This is a genomic window from Kribbella hippodromi (assembly GCF_039531045.1).
GTDB lineage: Bacteria > Actinomycetota > Actinomycetes > Propionibacteriales > Kribbellaceae > Kribbella > Kribbella hippodromi.
The window spans coordinates 286,291-307,436 of the sequence record NZ_BAAAPH010000004.1; the positions used below are offsets into that span (position 1 = coordinate 286,291).

Sequence of the window (21,146 nt, forward strand, 5' to 3'; positions counted from 1 at the left end):
CTGCTGTCCTGGAGCACTTTCGCGGGTCATCATGGGCGTATGCGGCGTCGTGTCAGCCGGGTCGCCATCGCGGCCGTACTGGTGTCCCTGATCCTGCTGGCGATCCCGTTCGCGATCGGTATCCGGGTCTCGTTCTTCGCCGGCGAACGCTCCGAGCTGGAGCGTGCCGCCCTCGCCGCCGCGGTCCAGGTCGGACCGGACTTCACCGCCAACGATCCGGTCGAGCTCCCGCCCGCGATGACCGACGGACAGGTCGCCGTGTACGACCGATCGCTGCACCTTCGCGCCGGAAGCGGCCCGGCGGTCGCGGACGGTACGACCCGGGCGGGTCTTGAGGGGCATGTGGTCCAGGGGCAGTCCGGGGATTCGCTGGTTGTTGCTGTGCCGGTTGCATCCAGCGAAAAGGTGATCGGCGTCGTACGCGCCTCGTCTGCGGTTGGTGGGGTGTGGAACCGGATCCTGCTTGCGTGGCTCGCGGTTCTTGGCGCGGTCGTGGTCGCGCTGCTGGTCGGGGTGGGGGTGGCAACGTGGCAGGCGCGGCGGCTCAGCGCACCGCTCGAGGCATTGGCGCGTACGGCCGATGCTGTCACTGCGGGGGATCTGTTCGCGCGGGCCGACCTCAGCGGGATCAGGGAGGTCGACGCGGTTGCCCGTGCGCAGAACACGATGGTTGAGCGGTTGTCGGCGGTGCTGGGTCAGGCGCGGCACTTCGCGGCCGATGCGGCACATCAACTGCGTACGCCGCTGGCCGGTTTGCGGCTGACCTTGGAGTCCGCGCAGTCCGAACCCGCGGCCGAGGCGCACGCTGCACTCGCCGGTGCACTTCAACGCACCGGCGAGTTACAGCAAACAGTCCAGGACGTTCTCGATCTGTCTCGATCATCGGCTGACGGGCCGCGGGGCGTACTGGGTACTGTCGAGTCGCTCCTCGCCGACGCAGAGCACCGCTGGCACGGTTTGCTCGCCGAACACGGCCGGCGGATCACCTTCGAGGCCGACGCGGCAGTTGCCGACCGCAACATTCCGCTGGCCAACTGCCGGCAGATCCTCGATGTCCTGATCGACAACGCCCGCACCCACGGCCAAGGCACGATCCAGGTACAAGCCCACGACACCTTCGACGCCACCACCATAGATGTCGCGGACGAAGGAACGATTGACTCCGACAGCGCCCAACTCTTCGACCCCAAACCACACCACGCCGGTCCGCGGATCGGGTTGCGGTTGGCTCGGGAGCTGGTTGAGGTCTGTGGTGGACGCTTGGTGTTGGCGGCGGGGGCACCTACTACGTTTCGGGTGTTGATTCCTGGAGAGTTCAGGTAGTCGAGGCGACCGTTCAGCCGTGCCTGAGCCCGCCGCAGAGGCTCACGATGGACCACAGCGACGATGACGGTCGGTTGGTGGTGACCGTCACGTTGCCGCGGTGAGACTTTTTGGAGTGGGCGGGCTAGCGTCGTTTGTGTGAAGGTGGTTACTGAATTGCCGGTGTGGGCTGCGCCGATGGCTGGGGGGCCGAGCACGGTTGCTCTGGTTGTGGCGGCGGCTCGGGCTGGTGGGCTGGGGTTTCTCGCTGGTGGGTACAAGACGCCGGATGTACTCGCGGCGCAGATCGCTGAAGCCGGGGCGAGTGGCGTCGCGTACGGCGTGAATCTCTTTGCGCCCAATCCGATTGGGATTGAGCGGGCGGATTTCGTGGCGTACGCCGACGTACTGCGGCCTGAGGCGGATCGGTATGGGATCACGCTCGGCGACGAACCTCGGAACGCGGACGATGACGGTTGGGACGCGAAACTTCAATTGCTGCTTGCGGCTCGGGTGCCGGTGGTTTCGTTCACCTTTGGGTTGCCTGAGGCGGAGGCGGTGCGGGCGCTTCAGGAAGTTGGGAGTGTGGTTGCGCAGACTGTGACGACTCACGGTGAGGCGGTTGCGGCGGCTGACCTTGGTGCGGATCTGCTGATCGTGCAGGCGCCGGCGGCCGGCGGTCACTCCGCTACCTTCACTCCCGAGCAGCCGCTGGAAGCGGTTGAGCTGCCTGAGTTGGTTAGTTCGGTACGGCAGGTGGTCGCGTTGCCGATCGTCGCGGCAGGTGGAATCGCGTCGTCGGGTGATACCGCGGCGGCGCTCAAAGCTGGTGCCCGTACGGTGATGGTCGGGACTGCGCTACTCCGTACGCAGGAAAGCGGCGCATCCGAACCGCACAAGGCTGCACTCATTGATCCACAGTTCAGCGAAACCGCGCTGACCAGAGCGTTCACCGGTCGTCCGGCGCGGGGGTTGCGCAATTACTTCATCAATCAGTACGAGGGGTCTGCGCCGCTCGGTTATCCGGCGATTCATCACCTGACGAGTCCGCTCCGGAAGGCAGCAACCGCGGCGAACGACACCACACTCATCCACCTGTGGGCAGGCACGGGCTACCAAGCAGCCCGCGCCGAACCAGCTGCTACCGCGCTGAAGCGCCTCGCCCCGAGCTGAACCAACCGGATGCTGCCCCGGGGAGGCGCGACCAGCTGGCTAGGTTTGGGCGCTAGTGGTGATTTGGGGTGGGAGGTTGAGCCACCAACCAGCTGCGGTGCGGGCTTCGTGGGGGGCTCGGGGGTCTTGGCGGAGGCGTTCCAGGGCTGGGCGGTGGGCGGCGATGCCGGCGCTGTAGGCGAGGCCGCTGAGGATTTCGGCGCTGTCCCGATGAGCCGCTTGGCGCAGGTGCTTTTCGATGGCGTGGTTCCACCAGCTGTCAGGCGCCTGCCCGTCCAGGTGGGCGATCGCGAAAGCAGCCACCCGGACCGTCTCGCTGGGTAAGCCGTCCGCGGTGACCATCAGCTGGGTGAGACGAAGCTCCGGCTCCCCACCCACGTACCGCAGCGCCGCCAGCAACGTAGTGCTCCACGCCGGATCGCCGGTCAGCGTCGACGGCTTCATCAGCTCGGCCCGAAGCGCCGCGGCCAACGAACGCTTGTACGGCGTCGCCGCAAGCAGCGCAGCCGCCGCAACCCGGATCTCCGAATCGGCATCGAACAACAACCCGTCCACCAACTCAGCAAGCACCTCCAGCTCACCAGTACCGGATTCGTCCACCGCACTTGCGCGAGCGGCGATCCCGTTCACCATCGCCGTACGCCGATCGTCCCGCCGTACCTCAGCCCCACCGCTCATTCGGAACTGCTGAAGCGCCGCCTCCGCCCGCGCCTGGTCGTACGCCGCCAATCGCCCACGCTCCACAGCCGCGGCGAGCGCGATCACCGCACCGGTGAACGCCTTGTCATTCGTTGGCTCAGCCAATTGATGAAGCAGTGCAGTGATGGCGTACGCGTGATCGCTCGCGCCCAACGCAGCGACCGTCGACGTCATGACCTGATGATCGGGCAGCGCAGCGGTGGCGGCGCAGACGTCGATGACTGCCTCCTGGCCGCTGGGATGCGCGACGAGACGGTTGAAGGCCGCGTACCGCAGGTTCCACGGCGTACCGCACGCGATCAGCATCTCCACCAGGAGCCGTTCGGCGATCGCCTCCCAGATCGGTTGCGGCAGGAACGCCATCGGTCGCGCATCGAGCAGCCCGGTCAGCTCATCCCACTCCGCGCCGGAAATCGCGTCATCCGGCGAACAGGCCAGCTCAAGCAACTGATTGATCCGTCCAGCCGGCAGGGCAATGTTTCGTTCCGGCACGCTCAGCGGCGTACGCCCCAACTGCTCGAGCAAATCGAAGATCGACGTCAAGCTGCCTGTCGGCAACGCCAGCAACCGCTCGTACCGCGTGATCGCCCCACGCGGCGCCCGCAGCGAACCAGCCTCCCAGCGCTGAATTGTGGACGGATGGACCGGCCGGACGACCTGATCGGGCAGCACCCGCGCAAACGCGGTCCGGGTCCGAAGCCCGGGGTCCGGTCCGGCCAGACGGTTCACCCGCAGCATCCACCCCAACCACCGCTGAATCCTGTTCACCATCGCCCCTCCCCTCGCGCGGTGTACCACAGAACTGTCCTCGAAAGGTAGGCCTGTGCACAACCGGGTCAGCTCCGCACAACGCGACCGCCGGACCGGGGCCGGCGCCGATCGTGGAAGCACCGACACCTCGAGGAGACAACGCATGAGGAGCTTGGCGAAATATGTCGCGGCCGCCGTGGGCGTACTCACGCTCGCGATCAACGTTCCGGCCGCCCACGCGTCCGACGGCGGCAACGGCATCGGCGGGAATCCGGTGAACTGCACCGGCAACTGGACGGTCGGCCCGGCCGTACCGGTCAAGGCCAGTGACGGGCGCACCATCGGCTATTCACAGATGTGGTGGTCGAACAGCTGTCAGGGCAACTGGACGCGGGCGTGGACCGTCAACGGCCAGGCGACCGTGATGGAGAGCAGCATCGCGCAGGGCATCCCGCCCGGCCCGAACCGGCGGTTCGCGATTGCGAACGATTACGCCAATGTCCACTTCACCCTGTACGTGCACGCCAGCCCGACCGAGAAGATGTGCGGCAGTACGAAGATGTGGGATCCGGTCACCACCAACTGGGCCTTCACCGGCGTCTACTGCCGGACCTGAGCCACCTCCCAAAGACCGAACGGCGGCCGGCAGCGGGGGGCTGCTGGCCGCCGTTCGTGCCGGTGGCAGGGAGGGGGCCACCGGCGTTCAGGGGATACGTACTAGGTTCAGCGCTGCCTAGGTTCAGCGCTGCCAGAAGCGAACGTAGTCGATCGACTTCTTCGCCGACACGGTCGCCGGGTTCGGGTCGAAGTCGGTCTTCGAGTACACGTACAGATCCTCGATGATGTTCGTGTTCTCCGTCGGGGCGCCGGCCACGCTGCAGACCAGGTTGCCGTCGATGTAGAACTTGGTGCCCGACGCCGAGATGTCCGCGCCGTACACGTGGTAGTCGGCGCCCGGGTCGAAGCCCAGATCCACCTCGCAACCGCCCTTCGCGCCGGCGTGCGACGTCAGGTACAGGTGGCGCGGCCGGTCGCTGTACTGCTCGTAGACGTCCGTCTCCTGCCACGAGTTCACCCCCGAGGCCTGCCAGGTCCAGAACCCAGGCCAGAAACCGCGCGTGTCAGCGACCGTGCCGCCTTGGGCATTGCGAAGGTCGTACGTGAGCCTCGCCCGCGACTCCATGTAGCCGTACTTGAAGGTCACGCCGCTGCTGCCCGTCGACGTGAGCAGGCAGGACGTCCAGCCGTACGAGGTCCCGGACGGCGCCTGGTACTGCTCGCGCTTCGCGGTCATCGTGACCGCTCCGTTCGCCTCGGTGCAGTTGCGGTCCAGGTTGTACTCGAGTTGCTGATTGCCCTTGTTGCCGCGGCCGGCGTCGGGCAGCGCGCTCGAATTGCCGTTCCACTTCGTCCCCCAGTCGACCGCGGAACCGTTGAACTCGTCCCACCACTTCATGTTCCAGCCGGTACCGGCACCGACCGGCTGCACTCCGGCGGGCGGGTTGTCGCCCGCCTGCACCTTCGATCCACCGGGGTCGGCGCTCGCGCTATGGGCCGCGAGCAACGATCCGGTCAGGGCGATCAGGCCGGCAATCGCCGGCACCACAAGCTTGCGGTGAAACATGAGGAATCTTCTCCTTGTCCTGCGCCGGCGTCCGGCGGCATGGGGGCGGACACAATGGATTACAGTTTCCGGAAACTTTTGGCAACGGTGCAGCAACAGCTTGCCACGGATTCCAGCGATGTGCCAGCATCGGAACCGTCCTTCCCTGGAGGTGAGGTTGCGGTGCGGATTCTCGTCACCGGTGCGGCGGGATCCGTTGCACAGCAGGTACTTCCGGCCCTCAAGCGCCGTTACGAGGTCCGGCCCGTGGACCTGCCTGACGGCGACCTGAGCGATCCCGGCGTCGCCCGCCGGCTGGTGCACGGAGTCGACGCGATCGTGCATCTGGCCGGCAATCCGGACCCGGCCGCGAGCTGGGAAGACCTGCACCGGTCGAACATAGTTGGTGTTACCAACATCCTGGCCGTTGCCGGCGGCACCAGAGTGGTGCTGGCCAGCTCGGTGCACGCGGTCGGTCAGTACCGGCTCGGCGGCGTCGACGCGCAGCGGCCGGCCGCACCGTGCTGCAACTACGGTGCCACCAAAGCGTTCGCCGAGGCAGCCGCGCAGGCGCATGCGTACCAGACCGGGGGCACCGCGATCTGCCTGCGGCTCGGGGCGTGTACGCCGACGCCGCCCGCGCGCCAGGCACTCGAACTGTGGCTTGCGCCGGAGGACCTTCAGCAGCTGGTCATCCGCGCGCTCGAGGCGCCCGCCCGGTTCGCGATCGCGCCTGGGGTCTCCGCGAACTCCGGTAGCCGATGGTCGACCGCCAACACCATCGGCTACCGGCCGGCCAAGGACTCTGCCCAGTACCGGACGCAGGTCGACGATGTGCCCGGATGGGCGACGTGTGAAGGAGCGACCGCATGACCTGCCGACTGATTGCCGAGACCGAGCTCACCGATGAACAGGATGCTCAGCTCCGGCTGCTGCTGGCGAAGGCGTTTCCGGGCCGGGCAGCGCACTTCCGTCAGCAGTCGTGGTGGCTGGCGCGTCCGCAGTGGCGGCTGATTCTGAGCGACGACGGCGTACCGGTCGCGCACCTCGGCATCGAACGCCGCCGGGTCGGGGTCGGCGATGAAGACGTGTACGTCGCCGGGGTCGGCCACGTTTGCACCGATCCGGCGTACCGCGGGCGCGGTCTTGGTCTGGACCTGATGAAACATCTGCGGGCGGTGCTTCCGGCGCCGTACGGTCTGCTGACCTGTTCGCCCGCCGTGCAAGGGTTCTACGAGTCCGCCGGCTGGGTCGAGGTCGGGCCCGGCGTGACGATGACGAACGTCTACACCGGCGAGACCATCGAGTCCTTCACCCATCCGGCGATGGTCCTGGGCGACAACTTTCCGTCCGGACGGCCGATCGACATCCGCGGCCTGCCCTGGTAACGCATCCCTGGACTGACCGGTCGAAGGTGCGGCTCCCCCGAGTGCAACGCCGCCGCACCCCACTCCCGGTCCGCAGAGGTCGCCGCCGTGGCGCCGCGGCGGCGACCTGCTGCTTTCAGCCTGCCGTCACCCGGCGGACGATCGTGAACGCCTCGGCCAACCGCCCGGCCGGCAACTGACCCGCCGCCCCGACCGCGGCACAGCGCTGCCGCACCGACTCGACCTCGATCCCCGGCTGACTCTGATGCTCGGCCAGCGCGGCCACCTTGAGGTCGAACGTCTCGGTGATGTCCACGTAGTGCTCCGGCTCCGGCGGCTCACAGAACCAAACCTCCGGCACCGGCCACGTACCCAGCTCCGCCAACTCCGGATGCACGTACGGGTTGAGCGCATCGGGATACACCGCGCAAGCAGCCGCCGCGCCGACCGCCGCGTGATCAGGATGATCCGCCTCGCGCAACCGCCACGTACGCTCCGGCGAACTGGTCATCACCCGATCCGGCCGCTTCAACCGGATCGCCCGGGTGATGTCGCGACGAAGGTCGATTGTCACCGTCAACCGCCCGTCCGCGTACCCATCGAGGAACTCGACGTCCGTCACCCCGATCGCCGCCGCGGCCGCGCGTTGTTCAGCCTCGCGCAGCTGCTGGATCGTCTCCCGCGGCTCGCCCTGCCCCGCTTCACCACGGGTGACGACCAGGTACGACACCTCGATCCCGTCGCGGACCCACTGCGCGATCGTTCCGGCGGCGTTGAAGTCGACGTCGTCCGGATGGGCGAAGACTGCGAGTGCACGGGTCATTTCAGGGCTCCAGCGGTCAGGCCGTCGACGATCCGGCGCTGGAAGAGCAGCGCGCCGATCACCAGCGGGACGGTGACGGCGACACCGGCCGCCATTTGGGTACCGAACGGTTGGTCGAACTTGTACTGCCCGGTGAACAACGCGGTGATCACCGGAGCAGTCCGCATCGACTTCTCGTTCGTCAGTGACAACGCGATGATGAACTCGTTCCAGGCCGCGATGAACGTGATGATGCCACTGGTGAAGATCCCGGGCATTGCCAGCGGCAGGATCACCGAGCGGAACGCCTGCCACTGACTGCAGCCGTCCACCTGCGCCGCGTCCTCGAGCTCCGCGGGCAACTGTTTGAAGAAGGCGGTCAGGTTGAACACGGTCAGCGGAAGCCCGAAGCTCAGGCTCGGCACGATCAGCGCCTGGTACGTGTTGATCCAGTCCAGCCCGACGAACAGCTTGAGCAGCGGGATCAGCAACGTCACGCCGGGGAACATCGAGGTGGCGATGATGACTGCCAGCACGACGTTCTTGAACCGGAACTGGACCCGCGCGATCACGTACGCCGTGGTGATGCCGATCGCCAGCGTGATCACCGTGGTCGTCCCCGCGACGATCAAGCTGTTCAGCAACGCCCGGCCGAACCCGTTCCGCGCCGAGAACGCGGCCTTCAGGTTCTCGAACGAGATCGGCGCCGGGAAGAGGGTGGTGGCGAACTGATCGGACGGTTTGCGCAGGGCGCTGACGATCATCCAGTAGAACGGGACCAGGCAGTACAGCACGATCAGCCCTGACCCGAGATCGGCCAGCCGGAACTTGCCGAGGCCGCGCTTGGGAGGTTGAGTGACGGGCCGCAACGGCCTGGCCGGTTTGGGGCGTACTGCTTCAGCTGCGATGGTCATCGACTCTCCTTGAGCCCGCGCCCGATCAAGTCGGCACCGAGCACTCTGACAAAGATGAACGCGATCAGCGCGATGTACAGGAACAGCACGGTCGAGTACGCGGCGGCCGGACCGTACCGGACGTTCGACATCTCGTACTGGGCGAGCGTCGACAACGTCTCGACCGAATGTTTGTGTGCACCTACCAGGACGAACGGCAGGTCGAACATCTTCAGCGCATCCAGAATGCGGAACAGGACCGCTACCACCAGCGTTGGCCTGACCAACGGGATGGTGATTCGCCAGAACGTCGCCCAGGTACCGGCGCGGTCGATCTTCGCGGCCTCGTACACCTCCTTCGGGATGATCTGGAGACCGGCCAGCACCAGCAACCCGATGAACGGCGCGGTCTTCCAGATGTCCGCGATCAGCACCGTCGTGAACGGCGCGGACAGGAACCCGAAGATGGTCGAGTCGTCGGCCGTCCAGACGATCTGGGTGTTCAGGACGGCGTTCGCGATGCCGTCGCTCTCGAACACCCACCGCCACAGCAACCCGGAGATCGCCGTCGGGATCGCCCAGGGCACCAGAACGCTGACCCGGACCAGGCCCCGGGCGCGGATCGCCCGGTTCATCACCAGGGCCATCGCGACCCCGAGCACGATCTCGGCCGTCACCCCGATCACGGTGAACAGCGTCGTGTTCCAGAACGCGTTCCGGAACGCTGCGCCGGACTCTCCGCTGAAGATGCCGGCGAAGTTGCCGAGGCCGAACGACTCGGTCCGTTCGAGCATGCCGCTCTGTGGGTTGACCTGGTCGGCCACCTCGACGAACGCCAACCGGATCGCCGCCAGCACCGGGTACCCGACCACCAACGCCAAGGTCAGCAGGGTCGGGGAGAGCATCAGGGCGGTGGACCACCCTGAGCCTTTCCGGTTCGGGGGCTTCACCGTGCTTCGTCCGGTCCGCTCCTGGACTATTGTCGTCATTTGCCGACGATGCCGCTCAGTCGCTGCTGCAGGTCGGACAGGGCCTGCTCGGACGTCTTCTGGCCGGTCAGCGCGCTGGTCACTTCCTCCTGGATCGCGGCGGTGGCGTCGCCGTACTTGATCACCGCCGGCCGGGGCGCCGCGTTCATCAGGCCTTCCTTGAGCATCGGCATGAACGCGTACTGCTTGACCAGATCGGGATCGTCGTACATCGCCGTGTACGCGGGCGACTGCGCCGACTGGACCATCAACTGCTTGGCGGTCTCCTGGCTGGTCATGTACTTGATGAAGTCCAGCGCGGTCTTCTTGTTCTTCGCGTACTTGCTGATCGCCAGGTTGTTCGAACCGATCGTGCCCTTCCCCGGACCGTTCAGCCCCGGGATCGGTGCGACGCCGAACTTACCGGCGACCTTGCTGGAACCGTCGGTCTTGTTCGCGAGCGTGTAGACGTAGGACCAGTTGCGCAGGAAGAGCAGCTTGCCCTCCTGGAACGCGCGCCGGCCGGCCTCCTCGTCCCAGGTGATCGCGGCCTTCGGAATCCGGCCGGACTTGAAGCCGTCGACCAGGAAGTCCAGCCCCTGCTTGGCTTCCGGCGTGTTCAGGGTCGGCTTGCCGTCAGCCCCGACGACCGAGCCTCCGGCCGAGTTGATCGCCTCGGACGCGTTGACGGTCAGCCCCTCGTACTTGTTGAACTGCCCGCCGTAGCAGTCGACACCCCTTGCCTCCGGCAACTTCAGGACCTTGTCGCAGGCGGTCTTCAGCTCGGCCCAGGTCTTCGGCGGCTGGACGCCGGCCTTGGTCAGCAGGTCGCTGCGGTAGTACAGCAGCGCGGTTCCACCACCCCACGGAGCGGCGTACAGCTTGTCGAAGTACTTCACGCCCGAGACCAACGACGGCAGGATCTGGCCCAGCGGGAACTCGCTCTGCGGTAACTCCTCCACCCAGCCGTTGGCCGCGAACTCGGCGGTCCAGACGACATCGAGGGATACCACGCCGTACGAGGACGACTTGGTCTGCGCGTTCTGGATCAGCTGCTGCCGCTGCCCGTCCGCCTGCGCAGGCAGCTCGACCAAGGTCACCTTCTGGTCCGGGTGTTTGGTATTCCATTTGTCGAGCAGGCCCTGCTGTACACCGCTGGAGTCCTTGCCGGTGACGAACGTGATCGGTCCCACGCCGTCCAGAGCGTTCGATTCGGACTGGGCCACGGGCTTGGGATCGGCTGTGCAGCCGGTCAGGGCAAGCGCCGCGGCGACCAGCAGCGCGGGATAGCGGTACTTCATGGCAGGACCTCCAGAGTTGCTCCGCCGGCCAACGGCCGGCCGCGGACATCGGTGGCGGAAAGGTGGTAGGTACCGGGCTGGTCGAGCGCGACGAGCGTGTCGAAACGCTCCAGCCGCCCGCGGCCGATCCCGAGCGTCGTGGTGGAGACGAGTTGACCGCTCGCGGTGGTGACCCGGAGCAGGACGGGTCCGTGAGCTGTCACGCCGGTGCTGACATCCACACTGCGCGTTGCCTTCACCTGCGGATGCGAGAGCTGTGTGATCTGGGTGACCTGCTGCCCGTTCGCGGTCCAGATCGGCGCGGTGTCGATGGTCCGATCTTTGGTATACAGAACCAGTTGGGCCAGTGCGGTCTTGCCGTTCGGCGGTGCCGGGTAGCTGAACGGAAGTTGGTTGCCGCTGGCAACCTGCACGCCGTCGAGGTAAAGCTCGGCCCGTTGCACACCGGCCGGAAGCTGGTCGGCCGTTGCCGTACCCGCAGCCAGCCGGAGTACCGGACGACGATCCGGTGTTTTGACGGCACCGGTCAGTTGCGCGAGCGCCTGATAAGTACGCGTCGGCTTGTTCGGGTACTCGAGCAGCGTCCAGCCGTGCCATTCGTCGTTCGGTGTCACCTCGGACCACACGAACCACGCCAGCCCGGAGACGTACGATCGTTGCGCCGCGAGCTCGTACGCCCGGCGCAGGTAGTACGCGCGCTGATCGTCCGGTACCAGCCCCATCCACGTCCGCACCGACGAGTACGAGAACTCCCCCAGGTAGATCTTCTTGTGCGCATCGCCCTGGCGGACCATCTCGGACCGCAGCCGGTCGATCCCGAGGAAGTTGTCGTCGAACTCACCACCGGCCGCGTTCTCGCGGACCTTGGCCGGATCATGGTTGTCGGGATGCCGGTCATCCGTGTACGGGTGCGCGCCCATCACGTCGAAGAAGTCATCGTTGCGTGCGGCATCGGGATACTTGCGCAGCGCGGTGTACACGTTCCGGACGAAACCGGGATCGGTGCGGGTGGTACCGCCGAAGATCACGTCCGCCTTGCGGTCCTTCGCCTTCACCGCCAGGTACCCGGTACGCAACAGCTTCGCGTAGTCGGCCGGGTCCTCGACCGGCTTGTAGAAGTCGCGCCAGTTCTCCTCGTTCCAGATCTCGTAGCTGTCGACCTGGTTCCGGTACCGCGCGGCCAGCGTCTGCACGAAAGAGCTGAACTCCCGCAACTCGGCCGCGTTCCGCGTCGGCGGGTACCAGATCCGCTGGCCGTAGTCCGGAACGGTCGCGACCAGATCCGGATGCACCCAGTCGGGCGTCGAGTTGACGTGTACGGCAGTGCTGATGCCGCGCTGCTTCGCCTTCTCGAAATAGCGATCGAGCACCGACCAGTCGCAGGCATCACGTCGCGGGCACAGGCCCGTCCAGGACGCGACCACCTGCGCACGTCGTACGCCCGCCTCGGCCATCTTGTCCAGCGAGGCATCGAGATTGTCCGCGGCCGGGTACACGAAGGCCACTGCGAGATCCCGGACCCGGGCCGGCGAGACCGGCTGGTCCCGTTGCGGTTCCGGCAGAACGACACCCGTCGACGCCGGAGCGGATGGTATACCAACGGCGTTTCCTGCAGTCGTACCCGATACCGCGCCGAGGGCGAGAGCGGTTGCGAGCAGGACGGATCGAACTCTGGAGCGCATGATGAATCACTTTCCGCGCACCCCGTTGCGCTTGAGGGCAGCCCCGTTCGACCGCGGGCCGTCGGCACGCGGTGGTCAGGGGGTGAGTGGGTCAGTCCTGGCTGGGTAGCGGCCTGGACGGCCAGTGGATTTCGGTGGTCACCGGACCGGTCGACTCGCGGACGATCAGCTGCGTGTCGACCTCGATCGGCCCGGCGTCCACCTTGTCGCCGGACTGGAGGAGGTTCAGCAGCAGGTCGACCGCGAGCGAACCGATCTCCTCGACCGGGATTCGGACGGTGGTGAGCTGCGGGCGGATCAGCGACGCGACGAAGGTGTCGTCGACACCCACGACGCTGATGTCGCCGGGAACGGACAGCCCGCGATTGGCCAGTTGGAGCATCAGGCCGATGGCGGTCAGGTCATTGTTGGCGATCGCCGCGGTGACGCCGTGGGCGGCGACGATGTCGGCCGCCTGGACGCCGCCCTCGACGGACTGGGCGAACGGGCCGAGCTCAACGAGCTCCATCCCGAGGGCCTTGCAGGTCCGGCGGACGGCGGCCCGGCGATGCTGGTTCGACCAGACGGAGCGCGGCGCGTTCACGTACGCGCATCGGGTATGGCCGAGCGCGTACAGATGCTCGACCGCCTGCCGCATCCCGTCCTCGCTGGAGGCGACGACGGTCGGCAGACCGCCGGCGCTCCGGTTCACCAGCACGGTCGGAACCCGGCCGGCGATGTCGACCAGCGTCTCGCTGGGCAACCGCGACGACCAGAAGATCAGGCCGTCGACCTGCTTGGACATCTCGGCGACCGCTTCCGCCTCTTCACCGGCGTGCGCGTCGCTGTCGGCCAGGTAGATGCCGTAGTTGCGGGACCGTGCGCGGCGCTGCACGGCCTTGATCATCGGTGGGAAGAAGGGGTTGACGATGTCCGGCACGATCAGCCCGACCGATCCGGTGCGGGTCGACCGCGGCGTCGGATCCGGGACGTAGCCCAGCCGCTCGGCAACCGCCAGCACGTGCGTGCGGGTCGCGGCGTTCACCCGGTCGGGCATACCGAACGTCCGCGACACCGTTGCCTTCGACACCCCGGCCTCAGCCGCGACGTCCGCGATGGTCACCGCCATTCCGACCTCCTTCACTGTGCTAGAGCCTGCACTGGCGGTGGAGACGAGTCAAGACCATTCCGGCAACTATTGGCAAAGTTGCTGCAACACGACCATACTGATTCCAGATTCGCGGGGCCGGACGGCGCGGATCGGACAATGCGCGGCCGGCGGTGGTGAGGAGACGGGTTTGCGGATCACAGATGCGCGGTTGACGGTGGTTCCGGGCCGGGGGCAGGACATGCTGCTCGTCGTCGTCCGGACCGACGAAGGGGTGCACGGTCTCGGCGAGATCGGGGTGCGTACTTCGCCGGGGGTGTCGCGAGCGGTGCTCGAGCACCTGCGCGGGGTACTGATCGGCGCGGACGCGACGCGGATCGAGCACCTGTGGCAGACGATGAGCCGCGGCGACTTCTTCCCCGCCGACCGCTCGGCCGGCTGCGTCATCTCGGCGATCGACATCGCACTGTGGGACCTTCGCGGCAAGGCGTACGGCGTGCCGGTGTACGAACTGATCGGCGGCCGCGTCCGTGACTACATCACCTGCTACACCCACGTACACCCCGAAGGTCACGACACCGAAGCGGTCGTGGCGAGCGCCCGCCAACTGGTCGGGGAAGGCTGGCGGAACCTCCGGCTGGTGGTCCCGACCGCGGGCGAGGTGATCGAGCCGCGGCAGGCGATGCGCGTCGCGATCGAGCAGTTCCACGCCGTCCGCGATGCCGTCGGCAACGAGGTCGAGCTGATCATCGACGCGCACACCCGGCTCGATCCACCGGAAGCGGTCACGCTCTGCCGGGAACTCGAGTCCGCCCGCCCGTACTTCGTCGAGGACGTGTTGCGCTCCGAGGACCTGGACGCGTACCGGATGCTGCGCTCACGGACGGCCGTACCGCTCGCGGCCGGCGAACAACTCACCTCGAAATGGCAGTTCCGCGCGCTGATCGAGGGTGACCTGATCGACCACGCGCGGATCGATCTCGGCATCGCGGGCGGCCTCACCGAGGGCCGCAAGATCGCCGCAATGGCCGAGGCGCATCACGTCAAGATCTCGACGCACAACCCGCTCGGCCCGGTCTCCACCGCCGCCGCGATGCACTTCAACCTGACCTGCCCGAACTTCGGCCTGCAGGAAATGCCACCACAATCGGTGCACAAGGCAATCAATCACCCGCACACGCTTGCCGACGGCAACCTGAGCGCGCCGCGGCTGCCCGGGCTCGGTGTCGACCTCGACCACGCAAGGATCGAGGCCTCCACCGCACCGTCCCGGACGCCACAGATGCGGCGTCTGGACGGTTCGTTCACTAACTGGTGAGCACCGGCTTGGCGCGGCTGGTGCGCCGCCAAGCGACTACTACGGCTGCGATGAAGAGGAAGAACGGCAGCGCTCCGATGGCCCAGCTCAGGCCCATCGGCGGACCCGGCTGCTTCAGGACCGCGAGGTTCTCGAGCTCTCCGGTCCCCTTGCCTTGCGGGCCGTCGACGGCGAAGCGGAACGTCCAGTTGCCTTCGGCACGCAATGCTTCGATGTCCAGACCCCACTTGTCCCGAGCGCGTGGATGCCGGGACAGCTTGCTTTCCAGCACGTCACCATTCGGTTCGATCCGGGTCAGCGTGCCGTGCTTGTCGGCGATGCCACCATCCGGCAGGAAAGTGAAGTCGAGCGACTGCTGCGCCCGGATCGGCCACACGCTGAAGCCGACCAGGATCGTGTACGGACCCGCCTGCACCTTCTCCGTATGAACCACCTTCACCGCCGGAACCGCCGCCGCGGGCATCGTCGTCAGCCCGAGTACGACCGCGATCGCGGCGACCATCGCGCCGAACCGCCGCATCACGACTGCACCTCCGGCCGTACCTGCCGAAGCACCCGACCGAAGCTGTGGACGGCAAGACCGGCCGTCGCGCCGAGCAATGCTCCCAGCATCACTGCCAACACGACAGCAACTCCGGCCGGCGCATCTTCCCCGGCCACGACCACAGCCTGGTACGGAGCGCACGCCGCCACAGCTCCAGCCAGTAGCGCGCCGACGATGCCGTACCGCCACTTGTTGTCCTTCAAGAGCAGTTCGGCGGCTACCGCCACCAGCGGAAGGCACATCGGCCAGACAACCGGCATCACCGGAATCCCGAGTACGTCATCGCGCAACGGCAGCCCGAGCGAGTCTGCGTACAGCCTCGTCACCCACGGCGCGAACCACCACAGCACGAGCTGAATCAGCGCGAGTACGCCGGCGGTCTGGACCATCGCCCACTTCCGGCCGGTCATCGCGCGGACCGCCAGCAAGAGCAGTGCGGACACCGTGCCCGTACCGGCCGCCACCCATTCGACGTCCTTGCCGAGCATTTCCAGCACCACCAGCAGCAGGCAGTCGATCGCCAGCAACATGCTCGTCGCGGCGACAGCGCCCGGCATCCCCCAGCGGCGATCGCGCGCGGCCGCGAAGACCAGGATCGCGCCGCCCATGGTGACGGTGATCGACAGCAGCAGTCCGATGTGCGGCGGCGATTCGAGTACCGCGTCGAAGCCGTACACCTCGTGCCACCACAGGTCGTACATCCCGTACAGCAGGAACGACGCGGACCCCGTGCCCGCGACCAGGTACCCGACCGGCGCCTTGAAGGTGCCGCCGAACACCGCCACCGCTTGACCGCCGGTCGCGGGGTCGATCCGGCGGCCGGCGCGGGCATTCGCGGTGGTGGAGAGGACGACGGCCAGGCTGACCAGGCCGGAGAGCGCGCTGCCGGAGTACAGCAGGAGGTGCGGCAGGGTGAAGAACGTGTCCGGGCCGACGTCGGCGTGCCACTGGGAGTCCCAGCAGATTCCGACCAGGGAGAGGAAGGTCGCGGTCAGTACGGCCACCGCGGCCGGCCATCCTTTGCTGAGCAGGGTCCGTGACTCGGTGTCGGCGTACGCCGGTTCGCTGCTTGCGATCGACGCCATGAAGGTCCTTTCGTCAGAGGGTTTCCGGCAGCTGGACAGTACGTAGATGTCCACTGCCCCGTAATCGGCCGACCGTCCCCGCGTGCGGTCGCGCGCAGTGGACGTATACGTACTGTCGAACTGCCGCTAACTGACCTGGACCGGGACCACCACCTCGTCCTGGTCGGTGCCGTGGCGGAGCCGGACCGTGATCGACCACTGTCCGGGCATGGACAGCTCGAGACCTTTGGCCTGGTAGTGGCCCGGCGACTGGAAAGTGGCGGTGACCGGGTCGGTGGCGTGCCCCATCCGGGCCATCGCGGGCTCGAGGACCACCTCGTCCAGCGTGGCCGGTTTGCCGTCCCGGTCGTTGATCTCGACCGACCAGGCGCCGGACTTCGTCGGCGGGTCGACCAGGCGGACCGTGTAGTTGTCCGATCCGGCGACGACCGCGTCCTTGTCACCCGCCAGCGTGGTCCGGTACCAGAGCACCAGCCCCGCCACGACCGCGACCACCGCGCAGCCGAGGGCAATCCGTTTGATCATGAAGCTTCTCCGTTCGTGGCGGGTACGTCGAGGACGACGGGAATGGTGAGGACGGCGTAGTCGCGCTCGACCTGGATCCAGAGGTGGTAGCGGCCCGGGTACGGGAACGTGGTGGTGAACCGCACTTCCGGACCGAACCCGGCGACCGTCTCGTCCGGCGGATTCACCGTCGGTTGCCCCGGCGCCATCGCGTGTCCATGCAGCCAGACCGGTGCCCGTTCGAAGGGGGAGGACTTCGTCTCGGGCACCGGCCCGGCCGCGATCAGGTGTCCCTGCATGCCCAGCCAGAGCTGCAGTGGAGCATCGACAGCAACAGCGATCGTCGACGACCGGCCCGCCGCCAGCCGCCCAGCCGTGACGGTCACCTTGGTGCCGTCGACGACGCGCGTGCCTGTTCCTTCAGGCGCCGGCTTGGTTGCTGAAGCTTGCCCGGTGACTCGCCCGGTGACTCGCCCGGTGAGTTTCCCGGTGACTGGGAAGCCGGCTGGGCGCACGAGCTGCATGCCGCCGCCGCGCCGGGCGAGTTCTACGGACAGTGCGTACGTACCAGGCTCGGTCGGCGTCAGTTCAACGCGATAGTCACCGGCGGCGACGCGGATCGGATGCAAGTGCCATAGCTGCCCGGACGGACTGATGACCACCAAGTGCGCCAACGCTCCGTGGTGCACCTGCAGATCGTCAACCGGCCGCCCGGTCGATCCATCCGTCAGTACGAGCCGCAGCTCGAACCGCCGCCCGGCCGTCGCCCCGTCCGCCTCGACCTGGATGTTCACCGGCGGCCGCGCCGGATCGGTCCGTGGCGCGGACGCGTCGGCGTACGGGTCGACGGTGTTCGCCAGCGTTGCGTCGGTCTCACTGCCCGGTACGGCAGGCGGGCGTACGGTCGGCGAAAGCACCGCACCGGTGATCGCGACCGAAAGCGCCATCACCAAACCACCAGCGGCGACCATCGCGACCCCGCTCCCCCGCCGCCGTACGGCCGCGACCAGTGCGCACACCAGGCAACCACCCGCCGCGATGAACCCGCCGTACGCGGCCCGCTCGGTCGGCGCGATCACCTTGACCTGTACGACGAACGGGATCCGCGCGGTTCGCGTACCGTCGCCGAGCTCGAGCTCCCAGGGCCCGGCGCGATCGACCGCCAGCGTGATGCCATACAAACCAGGCTCCGTGCCAAGCTCGACGGTCCCGCGCTCGGTCACCTGCCCGGGCGATGAAAGGTTGCCCTTGGCATCTTGTGGTACGAGCGCCAGCTTCAGCTTCCCGGCCGGCGATCCACGGTGCGTGACCACGTCGATCCGGAGCGGACCAGGCACCTTGTCGACCCGGCGGACCGTGACCGTCAGCTCCCGTTCACCGAGCGACTGCGCGAACGACTGATCGGATCCGGTCGGACCGCCGTCCGCGACCGCCGGCGAAGGTGCCTGAAGCAACAACAAGGCACCGATCAGGACCGCGAAGAGGCGCGCCAGCTGCCCGGGGCGGCGAAGATGCTTGTTCATCGCCGCTAAACCTAGGCACCGGAAACCCAGCAGTCGTCACGGTGAGTGGGGATTTCAGATCCCCCACACGGGGGACCCTCCCCAAACCGGTTTGGGGCACTCCACATCCCGATCCGGGCGGAAGAACCGCCCCAAACCGGTTTGGGGCACCTCACAACCCGATCCGGGCGGAAGAATCGCCCCGAACCGGTTTGGGGCGGTTCAGACCAGACCGTTCTGGAAGGCGTAGACGACGGCGTGTACGCGATCCCGGAGCGCCAGCTTGGTGAGGATTCGGGACACGTGGGTCTTGACGGTCTCCTCGCCGACGCCCAGCGCCTCGGCGATCTCTGCGTTCGACCGCGCCGCCGCCAGTTGGATCAGCACCTCACGCTCGCGGCGCGTCAGCAGCTCCAGGTCCGGCGCCGGCGCGGGCGGCGCGATCCCGGCCGCGAACCTCGCCACCAGCCGGCGCGTCACCGACGGATCGATCAGCGCATCGCCACGCGCCGCGATCCGGATCGAGGCGAGCAGTTCCTCCGGCAAGACCGTCTTCAGCAAGAACCCACTCGCTCCGGCCGCCAGCGTTCGGTACACGTACTCATCGGTGTCATGCGTGGTCAGCACCAGGATGCGCGTACGGTTGCCCGGCTGGGCGAGGATCGCCTTTGTCGCGGACAACCCGTCCAGGCGCGGCATCCGGATGTCCAGTACGGCAACATCCGGCCGCAATCTGATGCTCTCGGCAACGGCTGATTGCCCGTCACCGGCTTCACCGACACATTCCAGATCCGGCTGAGTGTCGAGTACCGCACGGACTCCGGAACGGAACATGCGGTGGTCGTCGGCCAGCAGTACGCGCACGGTCATTCGGCGTCCAGCGGAACTCGTACGCGCAGCTGCCAGTTCGCGCCGTCGGGACCGCAACCGACCTCGCCGCCGAACATGCGCACCCGCGAACAGATCCCGGCCAGTCCGCGTCCCATCGACGTTTGTCGGCCGGCCGCGGGCCGCTCACTCAGACCGTTGGTGACGGCAACCAAAATCGCGTCCGGTTCGTAGTCGATGCTCACTCGGGCATTGTCTCCGTTCCCGTGCCGCAGCGCGTTCGTCAGTGCTTCCTGGACGATGCGGTAGAGCGCAACATCCAGCGACGCGGGCAGTTCGCGCTTGGCTCCGGTGATGGTCAACGTCACGGGCAGTCCGGCTCCTCGTACGCCGATCAGCAACTCCTCCACACTTTCCAGTCCGGCCTGCCGATCGGATTCGTCGGGCTGTCCGTGCAGCAGGTCGAGCAGGCGCCGCAGGTCGAGCATCGCGGAACGGCTGGCTGATTCCACCGAGGTCAATGCCTGCTGCGCGCCGGCCGGTGGACTGTCCGCGAGCGCGAGCCGGGCCGCGCCGGCGTGGATGGAGATCGCGCTCATGTGGTGCGACAGGCCGTCGTGCAGGTCCCGGGCCAGCGCGACGCGGTCGTCCGCGACCGCCTCCCGGATCGCGAGCTCGCGTTCCCGGGTGAGGCGTTCGGTCCGGCGCTCGAGATCGGCCAGGTACGTGCGGTGGGTGATCGTGAGGCGGCCGACCAAACCCGGGAGGAGGATGCTGGCGGCGCTGGTCAGGATGATCAGATCCCAGCCGGATTGGGGATCGCGCTCGATTCCGTGACCGATCACCCCCGCGACTATCAGCCCGGCGAGTACCAGGCCGGCTGGGCGGTTGCGCAGCCAGGCACCGACCAGGAACGCCGCGATCAGCGCGCCGAAGTTGTTCACCTCTGGCTCAGTCGCCGGCCGGCCCGGCATCAGAAGCGGGCTGAGGATGAAGACCGCTGCATGGGCACCGGCCACCCACGCGACCCATCGTGGCGGGGCGGCCAGTGCCAGGTCGACGACGATCGCCGCGATCAGGAGGGTGATGGGGCGCCAGCCGTTCATCGGCGGGCCGAACAGGAGCACGACTGCCGCATCGGTGGCGGCGCAGATCACCGCGATCGCCAGGGCCACCAGACCGAACCTGCCGCGGAGCCATAGTCGCGGGTCGCCGGCTGTCAGCCGTACGTCAGCGTCGCCCATCTGTCCTCATCTCGCCCAGCCCGGTGCCGTGTGGGGCCAAACCTACTGGGAGCGAAGAACAGTTAGCGGATCGTGAACAGGAGCGCGGCGGCGAGGGCGACTTCGACCCAGAAATAGAACCAGATCGGATAGAAGGAGGTCGGCCGGTCGGCGATGCGGCCGATGAGGCGGCCGGCGGCCATGCCTAGCAGGGCGATCGCTACGGCCAGTACTACGCCTTGGCGGAGGCCTTGATCGGTTGCGGCGACAAGTAGCACGGCCGCGATGGCCAGACCGAAGCCGCCGTAGACAGCACGTACCTCGGTGCGGGCGTGGGCTGTTTCGGCTTGGAGAGCGAACGGGCGGACCAGGGCGGCGGGAGCGGCCAGGCCGTAGACGCCCATCCCGGCGAAGAACACGGCCACCACGATGATGACAACCACGCTTGATCTCCTCCGGCCGGGTTCATGCAATCATTACAAGAAGTACCCGCACCGTACCAGTTGGTGGATCTA

Annotated in this window: 21 protein-coding genes; 6 read left to right on the plus strand and 15 right to left on the minus strand. The window is 67.3% G+C overall.

Annotated elements, in window-relative coordinates:
• The first annotated feature begins 39 nt into the window (after positions 1-39).
• Positions 40-1,323 carry a sensor histidine kinase gene (locus tag ABD260_RS08305; RefSeq protein ID WP_344232787.1) on the plus strand — a complete coding sequence of 428 codons (1,284 nt, stop codon included), beginning with the start codon at positions 40-42 and terminating at the stop codon, positions 1,321-1,323.
• Between the two features lie 162 nt (positions 1,324-1,485).
• Positions 1,486-2,475, plus strand: coding sequence for a nitronate monooxygenase (locus ABD260_RS08310; protein WP_344232898.1), 990 nt, complete (start codon positions 1,486-1,488; stop codon positions 2,473-2,475).
• A gap of 39 nt (positions 2,476-2,514) precedes the next feature.
• Here ABD260_RS08310 and ABD260_RS08315 read toward each other — a convergent pair whose 3' ends face one another.
• Entirely contained in the window at positions 2,515-3,945 is a 1,431-nt protein-coding gene (locus tag ABD260_RS08315; RefSeq protein WP_344232788.1) for a hypothetical protein, read from the minus strand.
• A gap of 142 nt (positions 3,946-4,087) precedes the next feature.
• On the opposite strand from ABD260_RS08315, the gene ABD260_RS08320 reads away from it, so the two are divergent.
• Complete coding sequence (locus tag ABD260_RS08320; protein WP_344232789.1) at positions 4,088-4,540, plus strand: hypothetical protein; 453 nt, start codon at positions 4,088-4,090, stop codon at positions 4,538-4,540.
• Positions 4,541-4,663: 123 nt separating this feature from the next.
• Here the strand turns inward: ABD260_RS08320 and ABD260_RS08325 are convergent, their stop codons facing one another.
• On the minus strand, positions 4,664-5,548 hold the full coding sequence (locus tag ABD260_RS08325) for a glycoside hydrolase family 16 protein (protein WP_344232790.1): 885 nt from the start codon (positions 5,546-5,548) through the stop codon (positions 4,664-4,666).
• 162 nt (positions 5,549-5,710) lie between these two features.
• Here ABD260_RS08325 and ABD260_RS08330 point away from each other — a divergent pair, with 162 nt between their 5' ends.
• Together ABD260_RS08330 and ABD260_RS08335 are read left to right on the plus strand one after the other, a co-directional pair.
• On the plus strand, positions 5,711-6,400 hold the full coding sequence (locus ABD260_RS08330; RefSeq protein ID WP_344232791.1) for an NAD-dependent epimerase/dehydratase family protein: 690 nt from the start codon (positions 5,711-5,713) through the stop codon (positions 6,398-6,400).
• Positions 6,397-6,915, plus strand: a complete 519-nt coding sequence (locus ABD260_RS08335; RefSeq protein ID WP_344232792.1) for a GNAT family N-acetyltransferase — start codon at positions 6,397-6,399, stop codon at positions 6,913-6,915. Before ABD260_RS08330 ends, ABD260_RS08335 begins: the two co-directional genes overlap by 4 nt.
• Positions 6,916-7,030: 115 nt before the next feature.
• On the opposite strand, the gene ABD260_RS08340 is transcribed toward ABD260_RS08335, so the two are convergent.
• The 6 genes from ABD260_RS08340 to ABD260_RS08365 all read right to left on the minus strand — a co-directional run bounded on the left by ABD260_RS08340 (position 7,031) and on the right by ABD260_RS08365 (position 13,648).
• Entirely contained in the window at positions 7,031-7,717 is a 687-nt protein-coding gene (locus ABD260_RS08340; protein WP_344232793.1) for a PIG-L deacetylase family protein, read from the minus strand.
• On the minus strand, positions 7,714-8,610 hold the full coding sequence (locus tag ABD260_RS08345; RefSeq protein WP_344232794.1) for a carbohydrate ABC transporter permease: 897 nt from the start codon (positions 8,608-8,610) through the stop codon (positions 7,714-7,716). The genes ABD260_RS08340 and ABD260_RS08345 overlap by 4 nt, the downstream gene beginning before the upstream one ends.
• Positions 8,607-9,578 (minus strand): carbohydrate ABC transporter permease, encoded by a 972-nt coding sequence (locus ABD260_RS08350; protein WP_344232795.1) that lies wholly within the window; start codon positions 9,576-9,578, stop codon positions 8,607-8,609. Before ABD260_RS08350 ends, ABD260_RS08345 begins: the two co-directional genes overlap by 4 nt.
• The gene (locus ABD260_RS08355) at positions 9,575-10,858 is read right to left on the minus strand and encodes an ABC transporter substrate-binding protein (RefSeq protein WP_344232796.1); all 1,284 of its coding nucleotides are present in this window, start codon (positions 10,856-10,858) and stop codon (positions 9,575-9,577) included. Before ABD260_RS08355 ends, ABD260_RS08350 begins: the two co-directional genes overlap by 4 nt.
• Positions 10,855-12,540 carry a beta-galactosidase gene (locus tag ABD260_RS08360; RefSeq protein WP_344232797.1) on the minus strand — a complete coding sequence of 562 codons (1,686 nt, stop codon included), beginning with the start codon at positions 12,538-12,540 and terminating at the stop codon, positions 10,855-10,857. The genes ABD260_RS08355 and ABD260_RS08360 overlap by 4 nt, the downstream gene beginning before the upstream one ends.
• A gap of 91 nt (positions 12,541-12,631) precedes the next feature.
• Positions 12,632-13,648: a LacI family DNA-binding transcriptional regulator gene (locus ABD260_RS08365; protein WP_344232798.1), complete on the minus strand. Its 1,017-nt coding sequence runs from the start codon at positions 13,646-13,648 to the stop codon at positions 12,632-12,634.
• 169 nt (positions 13,649-13,817) lie between these two features.
• Between ABD260_RS08365 and ABD260_RS08370 the strand changes: the two genes are divergently transcribed.
• Positions 13,818-14,945 carry a mandelate racemase/muconate lactonizing enzyme family protein gene (locus ABD260_RS08370; RefSeq protein ID WP_344232799.1) on the plus strand — a complete coding sequence of 376 codons (1,128 nt, stop codon included), beginning with the start codon at positions 13,818-13,820 and terminating at the stop codon, positions 14,943-14,945.
• Here ABD260_RS08370 and ABD260_RS08375 read toward each other — a convergent pair.
• From ABD260_RS08375 to ABD260_RS08405, 7 genes are all read right to left on the minus strand, one after another.
• On the minus strand, positions 14,935-15,468 hold the full coding sequence (locus tag ABD260_RS08375) for a hypothetical protein (RefSeq protein WP_344232800.1): 534 nt from the start codon (positions 15,466-15,468) through the stop codon (positions 14,935-14,937). The two genes, ABD260_RS08370 and ABD260_RS08375, sit on opposite strands and share 11 nt — an antisense overlap.
• On the minus strand, positions 15,465-16,574 hold the full coding sequence (locus ABD260_RS08380; RefSeq protein ID WP_344232801.1) for a hypothetical protein: 1,110 nt from the start codon (positions 16,572-16,574) through the stop codon (positions 15,465-15,467). Before ABD260_RS08380 ends, ABD260_RS08375 begins: the two co-directional genes overlap by 4 nt.
• 126 nt (positions 16,575-16,700) lie before the next feature.
• Entirely contained in the window at positions 16,701-17,099 is a 399-nt protein-coding gene (locus ABD260_RS08385) for a FixH family protein (RefSeq protein ID WP_344232802.1), read from the minus strand.
• Positions 17,096-18,601: a hypothetical protein gene (locus ABD260_RS08390; protein WP_344232803.1), complete on the minus strand. Its 1,506-nt coding sequence runs from the start codon at positions 18,599-18,601 to the stop codon at positions 17,096-17,098. Before ABD260_RS08390 ends, ABD260_RS08385 begins: the two co-directional genes overlap by 4 nt.
• Before the next feature lie 201 nt (positions 18,602-18,802).
• Positions 18,803-19,450, minus strand: coding sequence for a response regulator (locus ABD260_RS08395; protein WP_344232804.1), 648 nt, complete (start codon positions 19,448-19,450; stop codon positions 18,803-18,805).
• On the minus strand, positions 19,447-20,652 hold the full coding sequence (locus ABD260_RS08400) for a sensor histidine kinase (protein ID WP_344232805.1): 1,206 nt from the start codon (positions 20,650-20,652) through the stop codon (positions 19,447-19,449). The genes ABD260_RS08395 and ABD260_RS08400 overlap by 4 nt, the downstream gene beginning before the upstream one ends.
• 62 nt (positions 20,653-20,714) lie before the next feature.
• Entirely contained in the window at positions 20,715-21,074 is a 360-nt protein-coding gene (locus tag ABD260_RS08405) for a DUF4345 family protein (protein WP_344232806.1), read from the minus strand.
• Positions 21,075-21,146: the final 72 nt, after the last annotated feature.